Raw genomic sequence first — 16,065 nt, 5'->3', positions numbered from 1 at the left:
AATCCTATGAAAAAAATCTTATTACTCGCTCTGATCCCACTCTTAATGCTATCATGCAGAGACACGAAAAAGAAAGATACCGTAAAATCTACAGCAGTTGCTCAGCCAGAAATCCACAAAGAACTATACGGTTTTTGGGTTGGTGATTTTTACACAACCGATGAATCAGAGTACGAAGGAGATATGTCGGATGCCATTAAAAAACTGAATATCAACATTAAAAAAATTACGAAGGATACCGTAATTGCGCAGAGCGTAGTTTCTGGCAACAGCCGGCCACTACTGGGCAAGCTATCAGATGATGGAAGTAAAATCACTTTTATTTTAAATGAGCCCGGCACCGAAAAATACGACGGAAAATTTGAAATCACCCTGGTTGGCGATACCTTAATAGGAAAGTGGAACGCGTATAAAAAAGAACTTAAATGGCCCGAAAAAGAATTCAAATTGCTTAAAAAGAACTTCGAATATAATGCAGACCCGATGCTGCCGTCAGAATCGAGTTATGTAGACTGGAGTGACCACAAGATGGTAAAAAGAGTGGATACTTTAGAGGATGGCACAGTTGATTCCCTTGAGGCCAATCCTTTTTATAGAAGTGCATCCGATCAAATTTTTAAATTAAACGCCTCAACCACAGTACTAAAAGAAGAGGATGTAAAGAATTTGCGAAAACTCGATCTGCAGATTATCAAGAATACTATTTTTGCCAGACATGGTTACGCTTTTAAAAAGCAAACATTTAGAAATTTTTTCGATCCGGTAGAATGGTATGTTCCTGTAAAAAACAACGTTGATAATGATTTAACGGCTGTTGAAAATAAAAATATTAAGTTGTTAGACCGCTTTACCAAATATGCGGAAGACAATTACGATGCTTTTGGCCGTTAATTTGTAACGTATTAATTATGAAACTGAACAGGGATAAAATACTCGGATTTTTTAAGAAATCGCAAAGCAAAGCCTCGGTAATCTTAAGTGATAAGAACAAAGCCAGCAATACCATTAAAGATGCACTTGGCAAGGCAGTAACCAATAAAGGTGATTTAGAAGGGGTTTGGGCCAAACTGGTATTATTGTTTGCAGTATCTAAAGATTACGTGAACGGCGATTATACCGAAATCCCTAAAAGATCAATTATTGCCATTTTAGGAGGACTGATTTATTTCTTATCTCCTATTGACGTAATTCCTGATTTTGTACCTGTTTTAGGTTTCATTGATGATATCTATATCTTGAATCTGGTGTACAGGCAGGTACTTAAAGACCTGGAAAAATATAAGGACTGGAAAGATGCCCGGGGAAAAGTAATAGATATAAATGGCTCACCCGCATAAAAGTTTTTTAGAATGGTTAGGCGAGCATCTTTTCAGTTGTCCGTTTAAAACCCAGTTCGGGATCGATTGTCCGGGTTGTGGCTTACAGCGTTCGGTTTTAGCTCTTTTTAAAGGGGATCTGATCGCTTCTTTTAAATTTTATCCCGCAACAATTCCACTCCTTTTTGTGGTCTTGTTTACCATTGTTCACTTAAAAGTAGATTTTAAATTTGGGTCACAGCTCATTAAAATCGTTTTTGCAGGTGTTGCACTAATTATTTTAATCAATTACATTTACAAAATATATACTCACCAATTGATCTAAATATACCTATGTCAGAAGAACAGGAAAATCCTCAAGAAAATAAACCTATTGATCTTTCAAAGAATCAAAATTCCGAACCAGCCCCTTTCCAGCCACTTGATCAGGGACCTGCAACGCCACCACCTTTCCAACAACCGCCGCCATTTCAGCAGCCACCACCGTTTGGCCAGTTTGGAGGAGGAGGTTTTGGTCAGCAGAACTTACCAAATGCTACAGCTTCTCTTGTGCTGGGTATCTTAGCGATTCCAGCTTGTTGCTTCTATGGTATATTTGGTTTGATATTCGGCGTAATTGCCTGGATACTTGGTGCTGGTGATATGAAAAAATATCAGCTTAATCCAGGTTTATATACCGAATCATCATATAAAAATGCAAAAGCAGGCAAGATCTGCGGAATGATTGCAACCATTTTAAGTGTTTTATTTATCGTAATCGTTATATTAGTTATAGTTGGAGCCATTGCTAATCCTCAAATGTTTGACAACTTTATAAAAGGTGTGAAGTAGTGAATTAATTTTACCTTAAAAATATAAATCGAATGGTGCATGCCATTCGATTTTCTTATTTTTGTACTATTGATATTGTAAATAAAAACTAAGATAATGTATCCAGAATATTTAGTAGAACCAATGCGTAAGGAATTAACCAACGTTGGTTTTCAAGAATTAAAAAACGCAGCAGATGTAGATCAAGCTATTAAAGGCGAAGGTACGGTGTTGGTTGTGGTGAACTCAGTTTGCGGTTGTGCAGCAGCAAATGCACGTCCGGCAGCTCGTGCAGCAGCAGCACACGAAAAACACCCTGATAAACTGGTTACCGTTTTTGCAGGTATGGAAAAAGAAGCAGTAGATCAGGCTAGAAATTATATGATGCCTTTTCCTCCATCATCTCCGGCAATGGCTTTGTTTAAAGATGGTAAATTGGTACACATGATCGAACGTCATCAGATTGAAGGCAGACCAGCACAAATGATTGCTGATAACCTGATCGGTGCTTTTGAACAATACTGCTAGTTGATTGCACAGATTGTTGGATTACACCGATAGGTGATTCTTAAAATTATATTGAAAAGGTGAATGGAAACATTCGCCTTTTTGCGTTTATTGTAATTTTTTGCCACGGAAACACAGAAACCATAGAATATTCTCCTTCGGTTCGTCTCCTGAGGGTTAATTAAATTGTTTAAAATCAATATGAGTGACGTACAATTGTCTTCTCTTATCCTACGCGCGGTCTTGCCTCGGCTCGCCGCCGCCGAAGGGCTCTTTCTTTTTGATGTCAAAAAGAAACAAAAAACACCGGCTGAAAATTTATTCATTTGTTGTTTATAACTTTCAGCTGCATTCATGAGGGCTTCGCAGTTTTCTTTAGAAGCCAGTGCGATGGCTTTGTCAGTGGAGACCGAAAAATTTGTTAGGCCGGATTTAAATGAAACGGGGATACGGTGCTGTGGCATAGCTGGATGGAAATGCGAAAGCAGTTAAAATACTGATTAGTAATTGTTTGTAAAATAACGTCAATGGTAGCATAGTCGAAGGATTGTTTTCATAGGTGAGGGATTCTTTATTGCGTTCAGAATGATAGAGAAGTCCGAATCTGTGTAATCACCTAAAATTTCCTTAATCTATGCTTTTAAAAATCCTTATTTAGCAATTTCTCCAGTTCTCCGAAAGAAACATTCATTCTTACCCTTCCTTGCTTAGCATAAGATATTTCTCCGGTTTCTTCTGATATAATTACCGCAACGGCATCAGTCGTTTCCGAAACACCGATACCTGCACGGTGCCTTAATCCAAATTGCGAGGGTAACTGATCGTTATCTGTTAAAGGCAAAATACAGCTGGCACTTTTGATTCTGTTTTCAGAGATCACCACGGCGCCATCATGCAGTGGACTATTTTTCTGAAAGATACTTTCTAGCAAACGTTTCGATATTTTGGAATCAACAAGTTCGCAGCTATTGGCAAAAAACTGTTCGTCATAGAATTTAACGAATACGATTAACGCTCCTGTACGCGTTTTCTTCATGCTTTTACAGGCGTCGATAATTGGTTTTATCCGGGATAAATTATTCCTTTCAATTTCTTTACGACCAAACAAGTAACCCCACCAGGCTTTATTCTTTTGTAGAAAAGCATTTTTCCCAATCAGTAAAAGGAAGCGCCTGATCTCCGGGTGAAAAATTACGATCAATGCAATAATCCCCACACTCATAAACTTGTCTATAATTGCAGTCAATAATTCCATGTGTAAGGCTTTTACTATCCAGTAAAAAACTGTAATGATAAACATCCCAACAAGCAGGTTAACGGCTAGTGTATTGCGGATTAGGGTATAAACGTAATAAATTAATAAGGCCACCAGAATGATATCAACGATATCAGTTGGCGATACTTTAAGGAAGTCAAAATCAAAACCTTTCATTAGTGGCAAGATAGCAAAACGGATTTCAGTTTACAAGTAAGATAGGTTAACTGTTGAACTGGTTAATCGGTTAATTGTAAATAGAATATTATAGATGTATAAAAGACGCTAACCGCTATGCGCAAACCGCTTAACCCAACCTCTCTACCAACCGCACACACTCTACCGCTTCCTTCACATCATGTACCCTTAAAATACCTGCGCCTTTTTGCAATGCAATAGTATTGAGTATGGAAGTGCCGTTCAGGGCCTCTGCTGCCGAAGTACCAAGCGCTTTATAAATCATTCCCTTACGTGAAAAACCCACTAAAATAGGCAGCTTAAATATTTTAAAGGCCTCCATCTGGTTAAGCAGTTCGTAATTATGTTCAATCGTTTTTCCAAAACCAAAACCTGGGTCAATAACAATATCGTGAACATGAAGGGCCTTTAGCGTGGCAATTTTTTTGCCAGGTAATCAATAACCTCTAAAAGCACATTATTGTAAACCGGATTTTGTTGCATATTTTGTGGGGTACCCTGCATGTGCATCATCATGTAGGGTACCTGCAGCTTAGCTATTGTATCGAACATCTGCTCGTCCATATCGCCAGCTGCAATGTCGTTAATAATGTGCGCACCGGCCGAAATGGTTTCCTGAGCAACTTTTGCCCTGAAGGTATCGATAGAAATAACCGCTTCAGGAAATGCTTTTACCAAACTTTCTACCACAGGCACCAAACGATCAATCTCTTCATTGGTAGTGATATCCTTTGCGCCTGGTCTGGATGAGTATCCCCCAATATCAATAAATGTAGCACCTTCATTAAGAAACCGGGCTGCTTTGATTAAAGCTTCGTCTATTGATTTTGTGCGGCTATTGTCGTAAAAAGAATCGGGAGTTATATTTAAAATGCCCATTACTTTTGGACTGGTTAAATCGATAAGTTTACCCTTAATATTTAAGCTTTGTTTGGGCTCAAAAAAGTTTTTTTCTGCCATAATAAACCCTTTCGGGGATTTGGGTTTCGCTTTAAAAATGTATCTTTAGCTTTTGTTTTTTCAGCACAAAAATACACTAAAAACTAAATAATTATTGACTTTGGCACAAACAAATACCTCTACCGAGTTCGATGAAGTGATTGCAGTTTGCAGATCATTATTTTTAAAAAGACTAAAGATTACGGCACTGCATGGCGGATTTTAAGGCCGAGTTCGATAACCGATCAGATTTTTATTAAAGCACAACGCATCCGCACTCTGGAAGAAAAAAAGTAAGTAAGGTAGGAGAGGGTGTGATATCTGAATATATTGGGATTGTAAATTATTGTGTTATTGCGATGATGCAGCTAGAATTAACCGAAAGCGACCCGAATGAAATGCCTTATGATGAAGTTGAAAAAAGGTTTGTAGAAAAGATAACGGAAACCAAGGATTTAATGTTTGCTAAAAACCACGACTATGGTGAGGCCTGGCGCGATATGCGTATTAGCTCGTTAACCGACCTGATTTTGATGAAAATATTTAGGGTTAAACAGATAGAAGATAACGAAGGGCAAACGCTGGCTTCAGAGGGTGTTAATGCGAATTATCAGGATATGTTGAACTACTCGGTTTTCGCGCTGATTAAACTCGGCGTTAAATAGGTAGCGTAATAGCCTTTAAAAATAAATATATAGATGCGAAATATACTTTTAGGATTCTCCAGAATTTTTGTCGGTGCTTTATTCATATTCTCAGGATTAATCAAAGCAAATGATCCGCTTGGCTTTGGCTATAAACTACAGGAATATTTTGAAGTTTTTAACCTGAATTTCCTGAGTGGGATGGCCACTGGAATTGCCATTTTACTTTGCACTTTAGAAATTGTTCTCGGTGCCTTGTTGCTATTGGGCTTCTGGAGTAAAAAGGTAGCCTGGGGTTTATTGCTTCTCATTATCTTTTTTACCCTGCTAACCTTTATATCTGCAGCGTTCAAAGTAGTAACCAGTTGTGGCTGTTTTGGCGATGCCATTCCGCTTACTCCGTGGCAGTCTTTTACAAAAGATCTGATACTTTTAGCGCTGATTATTGTAATTTTCTTAAACAAAAACCTTATCCATCCATTATTTAAAAAAGAAGCTACACAAAGAAATATTGCCCTTTTGGTAACCGTAATATCTTTAGGTTTTGGGTTGTATACTTACAATGTTTTGCCAATTATTGACTTTCTGCCCTATAAAGTTGGCGCGCATATTCCGTCATTAATGGTAATTCCTCCGGGAGAAAAGCCTGATGAATTTGAGATCATGTATCACCTCAAAAACAAGAAAACGAAAGAGGAAAAAGACATGAGCGATAAAGCCTATCTTAAAACAGAGATCTGGAAAGATAACAATTGGGAAATTATCGGTGAACCGGCAAAAAGACTGGTTAAAAAAGGATTTGAGCCTAAAATCAAAGATTTGAATATTACAGATGCTTCCGGAACCGATTATACAAAGGAACTGATCGAAAACCCATACTACAATTTAATTTTTGTGGCTTACGATCTTCATAATACAAATGATGCAGCTATTGGTAAATTAAATGCACTTGCTATCAATGCTACACAGCAGTTTAATATCCGTACGGTTTTGCTTACTTCCAATTCGGCACAGGATGCTCAGGCTTTTATCAAAAAGAACAACTTGTTTTCTGAAGTATTTTATGCTGATGCAGTGCCTTTAAAAAGTATGGTAAGGGCAAATCCTGGTATTTTGCTAATGAAAAATGGTGTGGTGATTAATAAATGGCATTTTCATAATGTGCCAACTTTTGACCAGTTAAGCAGAAAATATTTCGATAAATAAACATGATTGGATACGCACTGAAAAAACTGATGTATGGACTGCTGGTAATGGGTGGCGTAATATTGGTTGTTTTTGTGCTGTTTAATATTTTACCTGGCGATCCTGCAAGGATGACAATGGGGCAGCGGGCTGATGTGCAGTCACTTGAAGCAGTTCGCAAAGAATTTGGTTTAGACCGATCAAAGCCCGTACAGTTTATTTTATATATTAACGATTTATCGCCGATCAGTATTCTGGATAACGATAGTAACAGTCAGCAGAAATACCATTACGCAAAACTGATTGCGTTTGATCAAAAAGTATTGGCGCTAAAATGGCCATATCTGCGGAGCTCGTACCAAACCAAACGTGATGTAACTGCAATCCTTTCTGAAACCGTACCAAATACCTTCATCCTTGCTTTAACCGCAATGATTTTTGCTACTGTCATCGGTGTGTTTTTAGGTGTGTTATCAGCGGTTTATAAAGATTCGTGGATAGATAAATCGGCCAATGCATTTGCTATTCTGGGTATATCAGCGCCTTCTTTTTTTGCAGGAATTATTATTGCCTGGCTTTTCGGATTTGTGCTGAGCAATTATACAGGTCTAAAAATGAGCGGCAGTCTATATTCTTACGATCCTTTTAATGGAGAGGTATTAACTTTAAGGAATTTATGGTTGCCAATGATTACGCTGGGTTTAAGGCCATTGGCCATTATTGTACAGTTAACCCGTAGCGCCATGCTGGATGTTTTGGCGCAGGATTATATTAGAACGGCAAAGGCGAAAGGTTTGAGCAGGAATACAATAATTTATAAACATGCCTTAAAAAACGCCATGAATCCCGTAATTACAGCTATTTCTGGATGGTTTGCTTCTTTATTGGCCGGATCTTTTTTTGTAGAATATATTTTCGGCTATAACGGCTTAGGAAGAACAACGGTGACTGCTTTAGAAATGTCCGATTTTCCGGTTGTAATGGGGTCAATTCTTTTTATCGCTTTCGTATTTGTAATCATTAATATCCTGGTAGATATCTTATATGCTTATGTTGATCCGAGGGTTAAATTAAGTTAAAGTAATGCGAGAAGAAGAAATTATTAATTATACCGAGCTTGCTGATGCCCGCATCATCGAAATATTTAAACTGGCAATCATTGAATTGCCTGATGCAGTACGTTTGTTCAGTCACATACTTAATGCACAGCATATTTGGGCACAAAGAATTTCGAGCAAAAAACCGCTTTATGGCGTTTGGGATATCCACCCAAAAGAAAATTTTGAAAGCCTCTCTTTAGAAAATTTTAAACTGATCAGAGAAGCATTGAATAATCATCCTTTAGATAAATGTATTTTATATAGTAATTCGAGAGGTGATCAATATGAAAACCGGATAGATGAGATTTTATTTCATTTATTTAATCATTCTACTTATCATCGCGGACAGGTTGTAGCTTTATTAAAAAAGGCAGGTTTTACGCCACCTGTAACGGATTATATAATGTTAAAACGCGACCATTTATTATAGGTCGGCTATTAAGAACTTCAGATGAAAATTTTCCTTATCGGATATATGGGCTGCGGCAAGAGCACCAAAGCAAAACAATTGGCACACCGCTTAGATTGCCCGGTGATAGATCTTGATGCCGAAATTGTTTCTAAAACCGGTAAAACCATTGCCGAATATTTTGCAGACTTTGGAGAAAGCGGTTTTAGGGATTATGAAAGCGAAATGCTTAAAACATTCGATTATCCCGAAACCTGTGTGGTGGCTACCGGAGGTGGATTGCCTTGTTTCTTTGATAATATGGAATGGATGAATGCGCATGGAGAAACGGTTTACCTGCAAATGGAACCAGCTGCTTTAGTTTCGCGTTTACATAACCGCCAAAAGCGCCCTTTGATTAAAGATTTGAATGATGAACAGCTCTTGGTATTCATTAAAGAAAAACTTCAGGAACGTGATCCTTTTTATACAAAAGCGAAAATAATTGTAGATGCGTTTGATCTTGATGGAGAGAAGTTGGAAGAAGCAATTAAGAGAAATAGTTAATCTAACAGTTCTTAGTCCTGAGTCTTCAGTTTGCAGTCAATTCACAAATTAAGCAATTCACGATCAAATAGTAAGAAGTCTGAAGTTTGCACTCCGGGGTCCGAAGCCAATAAATGGTTTGCTTTATAGTTTGACCATTAAAAAGTTAAGAAAATTAAGGTTTAGCGATCGTTTTAAGCAATACTGCTATAGGCCATAAGCTAACAACCATAGACCAATTGGCTATTTGCTTTACCAATGACCATTTAACTAATAAGCTATGAACCATTAAACTATTTACCGATGAACCAATGCCTAATGAACAACTGAACTAATATCATCATCAATTATTTTTGCTGACAATAAGGCCAAAGGAATTCCCCACCCGGATGTACGCTTCCGCCGCAGAAGTATAGATTTTTAACTTTTGAGCTGAAATTAGAGTGTCGTAAAAAGGCTGAAAACTGATTGTTGGAACTATTGCCATACAAAGAACCCTGATATGATCCTGTTTTGCTTTCTATGGTTCTTGGATCAAGGATCTGTTCACAAATGATATCCTTTTCGATATTCCTGTTCAGAATCCGGCTGATTTTTTTGATAATATTTGTCCTTGCCTCCATAATCAACTGATCCCAATTTTGTCCTTTATTGGCGGGTACATTGATCATCACAAACCAGTTTTCACTATCCAGGGGCGCATCATTTCTTATATGTTTAGCACTGATGTTGACGTAAACAGTAGGATCATCACAAATGGCTTTATCTTTCCAGATGGCATTAAATTCACTTTGGTAGTCTTTGGTGAAAAAGATGTTATGTAAGCCCAGATCACTGTAATTGCTATCCATACCCCAGTAAAAAATCAATGCTGAACTGCTGCGTTCCTGGGTTAATAATTTTTTAGGTTCAGCTATGTCTTTGAGTAAATTTTTGTAAGTAAACCAGATATCAAGATTAGAGATCACCATATCTGCTTTGTAGGTTTTATCGTTAACTTTTACCCCGTTTATTTTAGGTTTGTTTTCATTGGTGTATAAAATTTCCTCAACTTTTTGGTCGTAATGAAACCTGATGTCCAGTTCTTCAGCCAATTTAACCAAAGCCTTGATAATACCGTACATTCCATCTTTTGGAGTAAAAGCGCCAAAATGATATTCAAAATGTGGAATTACATTCAATGTAGCCGGTGCCTGATAGGGGTTTGAGCCATTATAGGTGGCATAACGGTTAAAAAGCTGTGTGATCCGCTCATCTTTAAAAAATGATTTGTTTGCCCTGGCCTGTGTTCTAAAAGCGTCGATCTGGCCAAAACGGAATATTGATTTTAAGGTATCCCAATGCAGGTAACTTTTAAGTTTGTGTAAACTCCTTTCTAAAAAAACGCGATGTGTAACCTCATAAATTGTCTTGCTTTTTTTAAAAACCGCTGGACTTCTGCTGCTGTTGAATTAGTTTTTTCTTCTATATCCCGGGCAAATTTGTTAAGATCGGAGGTGGCATTTAACCTTAAGCCATCTTCGTAAAAGTAACGGCAAACTTCTTTTAGTTTAATGTATTTAAAATAATCCTCAGGGTTTTTACCAGCCAGTTTAAAAAGTTCATCCACATATTGCGGCATGGTAAAAAGGCTTGGACCGGCATCGAACCTGAAACCATTCATTTTTATTTCTCCGAGCTTACCTCCGGGTTTCGAATTGGTTTCAAAAACATCAACATCGTAACCCTTTATAGAGAGGCGAATAGCAGATGCAATTCCCGCAATTCCGGCTCCGATAATTATGGCTTTTGGTTTAGGCATAATGCGAAAATAGAATAAATATTTTACTAACTTAAGGCAATGACTAAGGATGAAATTATAATTTATAAAAATGAAGAGGGACTGCCTGTTATAGAGGTGGCAATTATGAATGAAACTCTTTGGTTAACCCAGAAACAGATTGCTGATATTTTTGGTACTCAGGTTCCTGCGATTAATAAACACATCAAGAATATATATCAAGATAAAGAGTTGGATAAAACAACTATTTCCAAAATGGAAATAGTTCGCGTTGAAGGCGCAAGACAGGTGAAAAGAACAGTTGATATTTATAGTCTTGATATGGTATTATCGATAGGTTATAGGGTAAATTCAATTAAAGCAACGCAATTCAGGATATGGGCCAACCAGATTTTAAAAGATTATCTGATAAATGGGTATGCCTTAAATCATAAAAAATTACAAGAGCAAAGCCAGCAACTTATAGAATTAAAACAGGCGATTAAGTTGGTTGGTGCTGTTCAAAATAACCACTTGCTTAATAATGATGAGCTAAAAGATACTTTTAAAATTCTTACAGATTATGTTTATGCTTTAGATGTTCTTGATCGTTACGACCATCAGCAGCTGGAAAATGAAGTTTCTGGGCATAGAGGTAATTTTAAAATAGATTACGATTCTGCACTTGAAGCAATAGATGATTTGAGAGTGAAATTTGGTGGAAGCAAACTTTTTGGAAATGAAAAAGACCAATCATTTAAAAGTTCATTGTATACCATTTACCAAACATTTGATGGAGAAGAGCTTTATCCGAGTATGGAAGAAAAGGCGGCTAATCTATTATATTTCGTTGTAAAAAACCATTCATTTTCGGATGGAAATAAACGGATCGCTGCCTTTTTATTTATTTGGTTTCTGGATAAAAATAAAATGCTCTATCGTGAAGATGGTACAAAAAGAATTGCCGATAATGCGCTGGTTGCGCTTACCTTACTCATCGCAGAAAGTGATCCTAAAGAAAAAGAGATGATGGTTAAAGTAGTTATTAATCTGATCAACTATAAAAATTAGCCTACTTCAATTCGGCTAAATACACTTTTGTTTGTTTTTCGATCTCGTTGGTCGCAAATTTAATGGCCGAACCTACTTTTGTGGTTTCTGCTTTTACCGGCATTTTATTAATGGTTGCCAGTGCATCAACATACCATTTGCACCAAACCTCGATAATATGCTTCTCGTCACTTGCTGCTTTTCCATCAGCAATTGCCTTTTTGCTGAGCTCAAATTCGGTTTTTAAACGCACCAAAGCATCCGCTTTAACTTGCGAAACAGTAGCTATAGCCGTGTTTTCATCGGCAGAAATTAAAGTATAAGCTGCAGTTAAACCACTTATCCCAACGTTTTTCATTTCAGTTGGCGAAACTTTGTCGATCCGGTCGTTATCCGTATGGTAAAATACATCGGTAAAGTGCCACATCAATAATCCCGGGATCTTGTTTTGTAAAAATGGGGTATGATCGCTGCCGCCTTCAAAAGGATTATAGTTAACTGTCCAATTGGCAAATTTTCCCTGTGCTTTACAGATATCGAAAATAAAATCGTTAAAATAATTCGGGAAAAGATCTTTCTCACCAACATCGCCGGCGCCCCATTCGGTGTGTTTATCTGTCCCTCTTGTCCAGATGGCGGATGGATCAGGCATCTTTTCAATCAGAAAAGAACCTCCGGTTTTTTTGGTGTCTTCGCCAACCATATCCAAACTCATTCCCCATAAAATGCCTTTGGTACGCGTAGTATCTTCTGTAATATACCTTCTGGTCGATACAATTTCATCACCCCATAAAAAAGTCAGGCTGCGCTTCGGATTGATCTTTTTTCCTGGTATAGTTCAGCGGTTAGTCTCGCCATTTCTGCCAGCGTTCCTACACCACTCGCATTATCATTTGCCCCGGGTTCCTGTACGTGTGCGCTAAACACAAAACGTTCAGTAGGATTTACACTACCTCTAACATTTGCTACAATGGTTAATTCTTCTGAAGGATATATTTTGGTCTGGATATTTACTTTCAATTTCGTTTCACCTATTAAACAGGTTGCCTTTAGTTTTTCTTTAGCTGCATAAGATAGGAGCAGCGTCCACACTTCGCTATTGGCTTTCATGCTGCCGAACTGGATAGAAGTTTGATGAGTTTCTGGCTGGGTGTACTTCGGCATCGAATAACCTAAAACACCAATGGCGCCGGCTTTCGTTGCGATTTGAAGTAAACGTGATGGATTATTTTCTGAAAACAGGATTTTTCCTTTTAAATCCATTTTTTCTACTTCCGATGGAGCTATTTTTTCGATGTAAACCACATTTGCCGTAACGCCGCCAACAGGGGTTGAGCCGCAGTTAATGGGAATCATGTTGCGGTTGGTTTTGTATGAAATGAGCGGTTGTGTCTCACCTACAATATCAATATTGGCATCAACAGGTTCCCAGGTGTTATTTTTTATCGCTCTTTTTTCGATGCGATAAGTTAATGGGGCTTCGAATTCATTTTGCTTCTGTTCTACAAAACCAGCTTTTTTAAGGATGTTTTCTACATAATGGATACTTGCATTAAAACCCGTATTGCCAGGTACACGGAAATATTTTTCCACAAAAGCAGTGGTTTCGTACGCATTTTTTTCCTGGAAGCCAGGTCTGATTAGTTTAAAATATCCATCCGTCGGATTTTGTGCGTAACATGCCAGTCCCGCTATAAGCAGTAGAAAAAGTATCTTCATTTTCATGATTATCTATAAAAACGAAAGATACTAAGAATATTTAATGTTGGTTAAGCGTAACGTTTGCCCGTTTTACGTTTTAGTCCTTCATCAACCGACAACGGACCAGAGCCAACCACCCAAAACATAATGAGCAGGAACAATACCAGCGCCGAAAACCAAAGTTCCGAATTTGGTGTAGAGAAACCCGGGGTAAGGTTAATGAAAAACACGGCAAACAGTAAGATCGGGATCTGGATGACCACGGCAAAGCGGGTAACCAGGCCCAGCGTGATCAAAATACCGCCAACCAAATGTGCAAAGGCAACAACGTGAATGGCTACACTGATTAGTACGCCTGAAAAACCAAATACGTTGTTTTGTGTAATCATATTCTGGAGTACGGATGTGTCACTAACAAAAGAAACACCTTTTCCAAAAATGATCAGGCCGAGTGTAATCCGTAGATAATCCAGCCATTTTGAGTGATGAACATCTCCCCAATGTTCAATTTTACGGATAACGTTCATAATGAACCTCCATTTTTATGTGAATGATATATTAAGTTACGGATTTATATCATAATATCAAATAACATATTGAAAATCAAACTGTATCATCGGATTTTGTGAGCTGTATCTGGAATTTACTTTTCAACGTAATTCTTCGCCTCATTAATCCAGTCCTGTTCGGGTTTTAAAATTTTATCAGGTTTAATACCAACGTTATCTATGGCTATCCCTTCATCAATTCTTCTGCTTCTGGAAGTAGCCCAATAAAGCATGTAAGGCATACAGCTAAAATCTGCCCCTCTCATATTAGAATAATCTAAAACACCTGCGGTATGCTCGCCCATTAAGGTTACTTTATTACTTTGTTTAGCCAATAAGAGAAATTCTTCAGTAGTGCTTCCACAGTTTTTATTAATCAAAATGATTACTTTTTGAGGGTAGGGCGCAATACTGTCTAAACTGATATTGCTATCATTGGAGAAAGAGACCAGTTTACCTTTACCTTTTTTCATCTTTTCAATGACACCACTAATAAACACCTTTTGATCAGGTGGAAGGCCATTAGTTGTAGCTATTGCAGCCCAACCTGCTATGTTGTCATCTGTAGAGAGTACATCTGCACCGATTTCTCTGAATGTGTTTGTGTAAAGATAGGGCGTTATCGGCCTGTAAGCAAAATCGGCGCCACCACCATTATTCCTTAAGTCAAGAATCAAGTTGGGCATTTTACTTAAGTTAGATCGATTTGCTTTAAACAAGGAATCTATGTTCTTTGCATTCAACTGGTTAAACGTGCTAATCTTTATATATAGTGTTTTTGTGGAAAGTGATTTACTCGCTACAGTTGCTTCACCAACTGGTTCTGCTGACGATTGCCTGCTTCCTTCTCTTTTAAAAGTGCCTAAAGCATTTCTCTTAATTTGTAATGACACATTTGTAGGAATATAATATCGATCATACATGATGCCTTTAAGCATATCCTTGCTGCTTTTAAGCGATAAGACTACCTGTCCAGGCAACCATTTGCCAGGTTTTGAAGAAATCACAACTCCGGCATAATCCCGAAAACTTGTTTTGTTTCTGACCACTGCTATTCGGGACGTGGAATCCTCAGTCCAATAAATGCCCATGATCCCTTTTGCGTTTTTAAGTCTTGCCAGTTCCTGGCTTGACAGGCTTAAGCGTTCCATTGCTTGAATACGTTCTTGTAATTTAGCTTCTTCTCTTTCTTTCGAGATCCTGTTTCTGCCTATTTGAATATGCCCATCTTTGAAAAAGGTTAACCACTCATTAATTAAATAAATACAGTGAGCAGATGTTGTTATTGATTGCGATTGCTCAAGCGCAGCCTGTGTGCGTTTATGATAGATAGCTTCTGTTTTAGCATTCACCTTATCTTCAAAACCGGCGTAATTTTTTTCAATTTTATCTTTAACATAGTTAAATTCCAGACTGCAATTACAATGCTGTGCAAAAGAGTTAAAAGAAAATAGGAATAAAAGTAATACACTGGTTAAGACGAATTTCATAGGAGGATAGCATCATTAAGCTTAAAAGACTACAAGTATAAAAAATAAATCTAATCCTCCGTTACCTATTGTCGCACATGGCAGCTAAGTTTAATGAAAAAGGGGCTTGTTTAATAATGCATGAGAGCTTGTTTTACCCGGCGATCTATTTGATGGTCACTTTGTAGTAAAATGGTGAAGGTACAGTTAGTGAAATATAAAAACTGATGATGCCAACACAGATCGAAACTGAATTTTCGGATGGAGACAGCTTTAATCTTTTGATGTAAAATTAACACAAATTTAATTTGTACCACTTCGGTTTTCGGTATAAAATTTGTATTATTGCTAAAATAGATAGGTTTTTTATCATGAGCAAAGAAATATTAGAGTTTTCTGTACAGGTGGATGAAAAATTTGACCTAAAATTTAACTGGTTAGATGGCTTTTGGGGCGCTGCTTTTAAATTTTTTGGAAAATAATTTTTAAAATCAAAATTATATTAAATCAGTTGCCCTAAACTGAGTGTAAAGGTATTGCCTGATCTTTCTGATAGACCATTCATCTTTATCCTCAATTTTGCATTAGTCTTTAAGTTATTTATATTCATTCCAACTTTAGCGTTCAGTTTTAGTCTTTACCCTTTGGTC

General features: G+C 37.5%; 20 protein-coding genes and 1 pseudogene. 12 read left to right on the top strand and 9 right to left on the bottom strand.

Translation table 11 applies throughout. The annotated features are described in order from the left end of the window. Positions 1-6 precede the first annotated feature (6 nt). From ACQ86H_RS24765 to ACQ86H_RS24745, 5 genes are all read left to right on the top strand, one after another. A complete protein-coding gene (locus tag ACQ86H_RS24765) occupies positions 7-891 on the top strand; it encodes a YARHG domain-containing protein (RefSeq protein WP_431292817.1) in 885 nt (294 codons plus the stop codon). Positions 892-908: 17 nt separating this feature from the next. Beyond that, positions 909-1,337: a YkvA family protein gene (locus ACQ86H_RS24760; RefSeq protein ID WP_138820029.1), complete on the top strand. Its 429-nt coding sequence runs from the start codon at positions 909-911 to the stop codon at positions 1,335-1,337. Then, positions 1,321-1,641, top strand: a complete 321-nt coding sequence (locus ACQ86H_RS24755; protein ID WP_138820031.1) for a DUF2752 domain-containing protein — start codon at positions 1,321-1,323, stop codon at positions 1,639-1,641. The genes ACQ86H_RS24760 and ACQ86H_RS24755 overlap by 17 nt, the downstream gene beginning before the upstream one ends. An 8-nt stretch (positions 1,642-1,649) precedes the next feature. Further along, entirely contained in the window at positions 1,650-2,147 is a 498-nt protein-coding gene (locus tag ACQ86H_RS24750) for a CCC motif membrane protein (protein WP_210419432.1), read from the top strand. A gap of 96 nt (positions 2,148-2,243) precedes the next feature. After that, on the top strand, positions 2,244-2,654 hold the full coding sequence (locus ACQ86H_RS24745) for a BrxA/BrxB family bacilliredoxin (RefSeq protein WP_025145566.1): 411 nt from the start codon (positions 2,244-2,246) through the stop codon (positions 2,652-2,654). Positions 2,655-3,273: 619 nt separating this feature from the next. Here ACQ86H_RS24745 and cdaA read toward each other — a convergent pair. The 3 genes from cdaA to folP all read right to left on the bottom strand — a co-directional run bounded on the left by cdaA (position 3,274) and on the right by folP (position 5,046). After that, positions 3,274-4,065, bottom strand: coding sequence for a diadenylate cyclase CdaA (gene cdaA, locus ACQ86H_RS24740; RefSeq protein ID WP_138820033.1), 792 nt, complete (start codon positions 4,063-4,065; stop codon positions 3,274-3,276). 130 nt (positions 4,066-4,195) lie between these two features. Next, positions 4,196-4,438 carry a dihydropteroate synthase gene (locus tag ACQ86H_RS24735; RefSeq protein ID WP_431295471.1) on the bottom strand — a complete coding sequence of 81 codons (243 nt, stop codon included), beginning with the start codon at positions 4,436-4,438 and terminating at the stop codon, positions 4,196-4,198. A 56-nt stretch (positions 4,439-4,494) separates the two neighbouring features. Then, positions 4,495-5,046 (bottom strand): dihydropteroate synthase, encoded by a 552-nt coding sequence (gene folP / locus ACQ86H_RS24730; RefSeq protein ID WP_431292816.1) that lies wholly within the window; start codon positions 5,044-5,046, stop codon positions 4,495-4,497. Between the two features lie 100 nt (positions 5,047-5,146). Here folP and ACQ86H_RS24725 point away from each other — a divergent pair. The 5 genes and pseudogenes from ACQ86H_RS24725 to ACQ86H_RS24705 all read left to right on the top strand — a co-directional run bounded on the left by ACQ86H_RS24725 (position 5,147) and on the right by ACQ86H_RS24705 (position 8,909). Continuing rightward, a pseudogene (locus tag ACQ86H_RS24725) lies at positions 5,147-5,690 on the top strand (DUF1599 domain-containing protein). Positions 5,691-5,723: 33 nt separating this feature from the next. Continuing rightward, on the top strand, positions 5,724-6,875 hold the full coding sequence (locus tag ACQ86H_RS24720; RefSeq protein ID WP_431292815.1) for a BT_3928 family protein: 1,152 nt from the start codon (positions 5,724-5,726) through the stop codon (positions 6,873-6,875). 2 nt (positions 6,876-6,877) lie between these two features. Next, positions 6,878-7,933 (top strand): ABC transporter permease, encoded by a 1,056-nt coding sequence (locus ACQ86H_RS24715; RefSeq protein WP_431292814.1) that lies wholly within the window; start codon positions 6,878-6,880, stop codon positions 7,931-7,933. Positions 7,934-7,937: 4 nt separating this feature from the next. Next, the gene (locus ACQ86H_RS24710) at positions 7,938-8,384 is read left to right on the top strand and encodes a DinB family protein (protein WP_431292813.1); all 447 of its coding nucleotides are present in this window, start codon (positions 7,938-7,940) and stop codon (positions 8,382-8,384) included. Positions 8,385-8,405: 21 nt separating this feature from the next. Then, positions 8,406-8,909, top strand: a complete 504-nt coding sequence (locus ACQ86H_RS24705; RefSeq protein ID WP_431292812.1) for a shikimate kinase — start codon at positions 8,406-8,408, stop codon at positions 8,907-8,909. Between the two features lie 326 nt (positions 8,910-9,235). On the opposite strand, the gene ACQ86H_RS24700 is transcribed toward ACQ86H_RS24705, so the two are convergent. Both ACQ86H_RS24700 and ACQ86H_RS24695 read right to left on the bottom strand, forming a co-directional pair. Next, the gene (locus ACQ86H_RS24700; protein ID WP_431295470.1) at positions 9,236-10,135 is read right to left on the bottom strand and encodes a phytoene desaturase family protein; all 900 of its coding nucleotides are present in this window, start codon (positions 10,133-10,135) and stop codon (positions 9,236-9,238) included. Positions 10,136-10,263: 128 nt separating this feature from the next. After that, positions 10,264-10,689 carry a phytoene desaturase family protein gene (locus ACQ86H_RS24695; protein ID WP_431292811.1) on the bottom strand — a complete coding sequence of 142 codons (426 nt, stop codon included), beginning with the start codon at positions 10,687-10,689 and terminating at the stop codon, positions 10,264-10,266. A gap of 39 nt (positions 10,690-10,728) precedes the next feature. Between ACQ86H_RS24695 and rhuM the strand changes: the two genes are divergently transcribed. Continuing rightward, on the top strand, positions 10,729-11,718 hold the full coding sequence (gene rhuM, locus ACQ86H_RS24690; RefSeq protein ID WP_431292810.1) for a RhuM family protein: 990 nt from the start codon (positions 10,729-10,731) through the stop codon (positions 11,716-11,718). Position 11,719: 1 nt separating this feature from the next. Here rhuM and ACQ86H_RS24685 read toward each other — a convergent pair whose 3' ends face one another. The 4 genes from ACQ86H_RS24685 to ACQ86H_RS24670 all read right to left on the bottom strand — a co-directional run bounded on the left by ACQ86H_RS24685 (position 11,720) and on the right by ACQ86H_RS24670 (position 15,436). Next, on the bottom strand, positions 11,720-12,412 hold the full coding sequence (locus ACQ86H_RS24685) for a M28 family peptidase (RefSeq protein WP_431292809.1): 693 nt from the start codon (positions 12,410-12,412) through the stop codon (positions 11,720-11,722). Between the two features lie 83 nt (positions 12,413-12,495). Continuing rightward, positions 12,496-13,416 carry a M28 family peptidase gene (locus ACQ86H_RS24680; protein ID WP_431292808.1) on the bottom strand — a complete coding sequence of 307 codons (921 nt, stop codon included), beginning with the start codon at positions 13,414-13,416 and terminating at the stop codon, positions 12,496-12,498. 50 nt (positions 13,417-13,466) lie between these two features. Beyond that, positions 13,467-13,925, bottom strand: a complete 459-nt coding sequence (locus tag ACQ86H_RS24675; RefSeq protein ID WP_431292807.1) for a DoxX family protein — start codon at positions 13,923-13,925, stop codon at positions 13,467-13,469. A gap of 116 nt (positions 13,926-14,041) precedes the next feature. Beyond that, the gene (locus ACQ86H_RS24670; RefSeq protein WP_431292806.1) at positions 14,042-15,436 is read right to left on the bottom strand and encodes a S41 family peptidase; all 1,395 of its coding nucleotides are present in this window, start codon (positions 15,434-15,436) and stop codon (positions 14,042-14,044) included. A 350-nt stretch (positions 15,437-15,786) separates the two neighbouring features. Here ACQ86H_RS24670 and ACQ86H_RS24665 point away from each other — a divergent pair, with 350 nt between their 5' ends. Continuing rightward, the gene (locus ACQ86H_RS24665) at positions 15,787-15,897 is read left to right on the top strand and encodes a hypothetical protein (protein ID WP_025145553.1); all 111 of its coding nucleotides are present in this window, start codon (positions 15,787-15,789) and stop codon (positions 15,895-15,897) included. Positions 15,898-16,065: the final 168 nt, after the last annotated feature.

Origin of the sequence: Pedobacter sp. P26 (assembly GCF_050632135.1) — a bacterium.
Taxonomy (GTDB): domain Bacteria; phylum Bacteroidota; class Bacteroidia; order Sphingobacteriales; family Sphingobacteriaceae; genus Pedobacter.
This window is presented reverse-complemented; position numbering and strand designations above follow the sequence as displayed.

Excerpts from the sequence above, each read along its gene's own strand:
- ACQ86H_RS24765 (WP_431292817.1), top strand. The coding sequence starts at position 7 with ATGAAAAAAATCTTATTACTCGCTCTGATCCCACTCTTAATGCTATCA.
- ACQ86H_RS24760 (WP_138820029.1), top strand. The coding sequence starts at position 909 with ATGAAACTGAACAGGGATAAAATACTCGGATTTTTTAAGAAATCGCAA.
- ACQ86H_RS24755 (WP_138820031.1), top strand. The coding sequence starts at position 1,321 with ATGGCTCACCCGCATAAAAGTTTTTTAGAATGGTTAGGCGAGCATCTT.
- ACQ86H_RS24750 (WP_210419432.1), top strand. The coding sequence starts at position 1,650 with ATGTCAGAAGAACAGGAAAATCCTCAAGAAAATAAACCTATTGATCTT.
- ACQ86H_RS24745 (WP_025145566.1), top strand. The coding sequence starts at position 2,244 with ATGTATCCAGAATATTTAGTAGAACCAATGCGTAAGGAATTAACCAAC.
- cdaA (WP_138820033.1), bottom strand. The coding sequence starts at position 4,065 with ATGAAAGGTTTTGATTTTGACTTCCTTAAAGTATCGCCAACTGATATC.
- folP (WP_431292816.1), bottom strand. The coding sequence starts at position 5,046 with ATGGCAGAAAAAAACTTTTTTGAGCCCAAACAAAGCTTAAATATTAAG.
- ACQ86H_RS24720 (WP_431292815.1), top strand. The coding sequence starts at position 5,724 with ATGCGAAATATACTTTTAGGATTCTCCAGAATTTTTGTCGGTGCTTTA.
- ACQ86H_RS24715 (WP_431292814.1), top strand. The coding sequence starts at position 6,878 with ATGATTGGATACGCACTGAAAAAACTGATGTATGGACTGCTGGTAATG.
- ACQ86H_RS24710 (WP_431292813.1), top strand. The coding sequence starts at position 7,938 with ATGCGAGAAGAAGAAATTATTAATTATACCGAGCTTGCTGATGCCCGC.
- ACQ86H_RS24705 (WP_431292812.1), top strand. The coding sequence starts at position 8,406 with ATGAAAATTTTCCTTATCGGATATATGGGCTGCGGCAAGAGCACCAAA.
- ACQ86H_RS24695 (WP_431292811.1), bottom strand. The coding sequence starts at position 10,689 with ATGCCTAAACCAAAAGCCATAATTATCGGAGCCGGAATTGCGGGAATT.
- rhuM (WP_431292810.1), top strand. The coding sequence starts at position 10,729 with ATGACTAAGGATGAAATTATAATTTATAAAAATGAAGAGGGACTGCCT.
- ACQ86H_RS24685 (WP_431292809.1), bottom strand. The coding sequence starts at position 12,412 with ATGAGTTTGGATATGGTTGGCGAAGACACCAAAAAAACCGGAGGTTCT.
- ACQ86H_RS24680 (WP_431292808.1), bottom strand. The coding sequence starts at position 13,416 with ATGAAGATACTTTTTCTACTGCTTATAGCGGGACTGGCATGTTACGCA.
- ACQ86H_RS24675 (WP_431292807.1), bottom strand. The coding sequence starts at position 13,925 with ATGAACGTTATCCGTAAAATTGAACATTGGGGAGATGTTCATCACTCA.
- ACQ86H_RS24670 (WP_431292806.1), bottom strand. The coding sequence starts at position 15,436 with ATGAAATTCGTCTTAACCAGTGTATTACTTTTATTCCTATTTTCTTTT.
- ACQ86H_RS24665 (WP_025145553.1), top strand. The coding sequence starts at position 15,787 with ATGAGCAAAGAAATATTAGAGTTTTCTGTACAGGTGGATGAAAAATTT.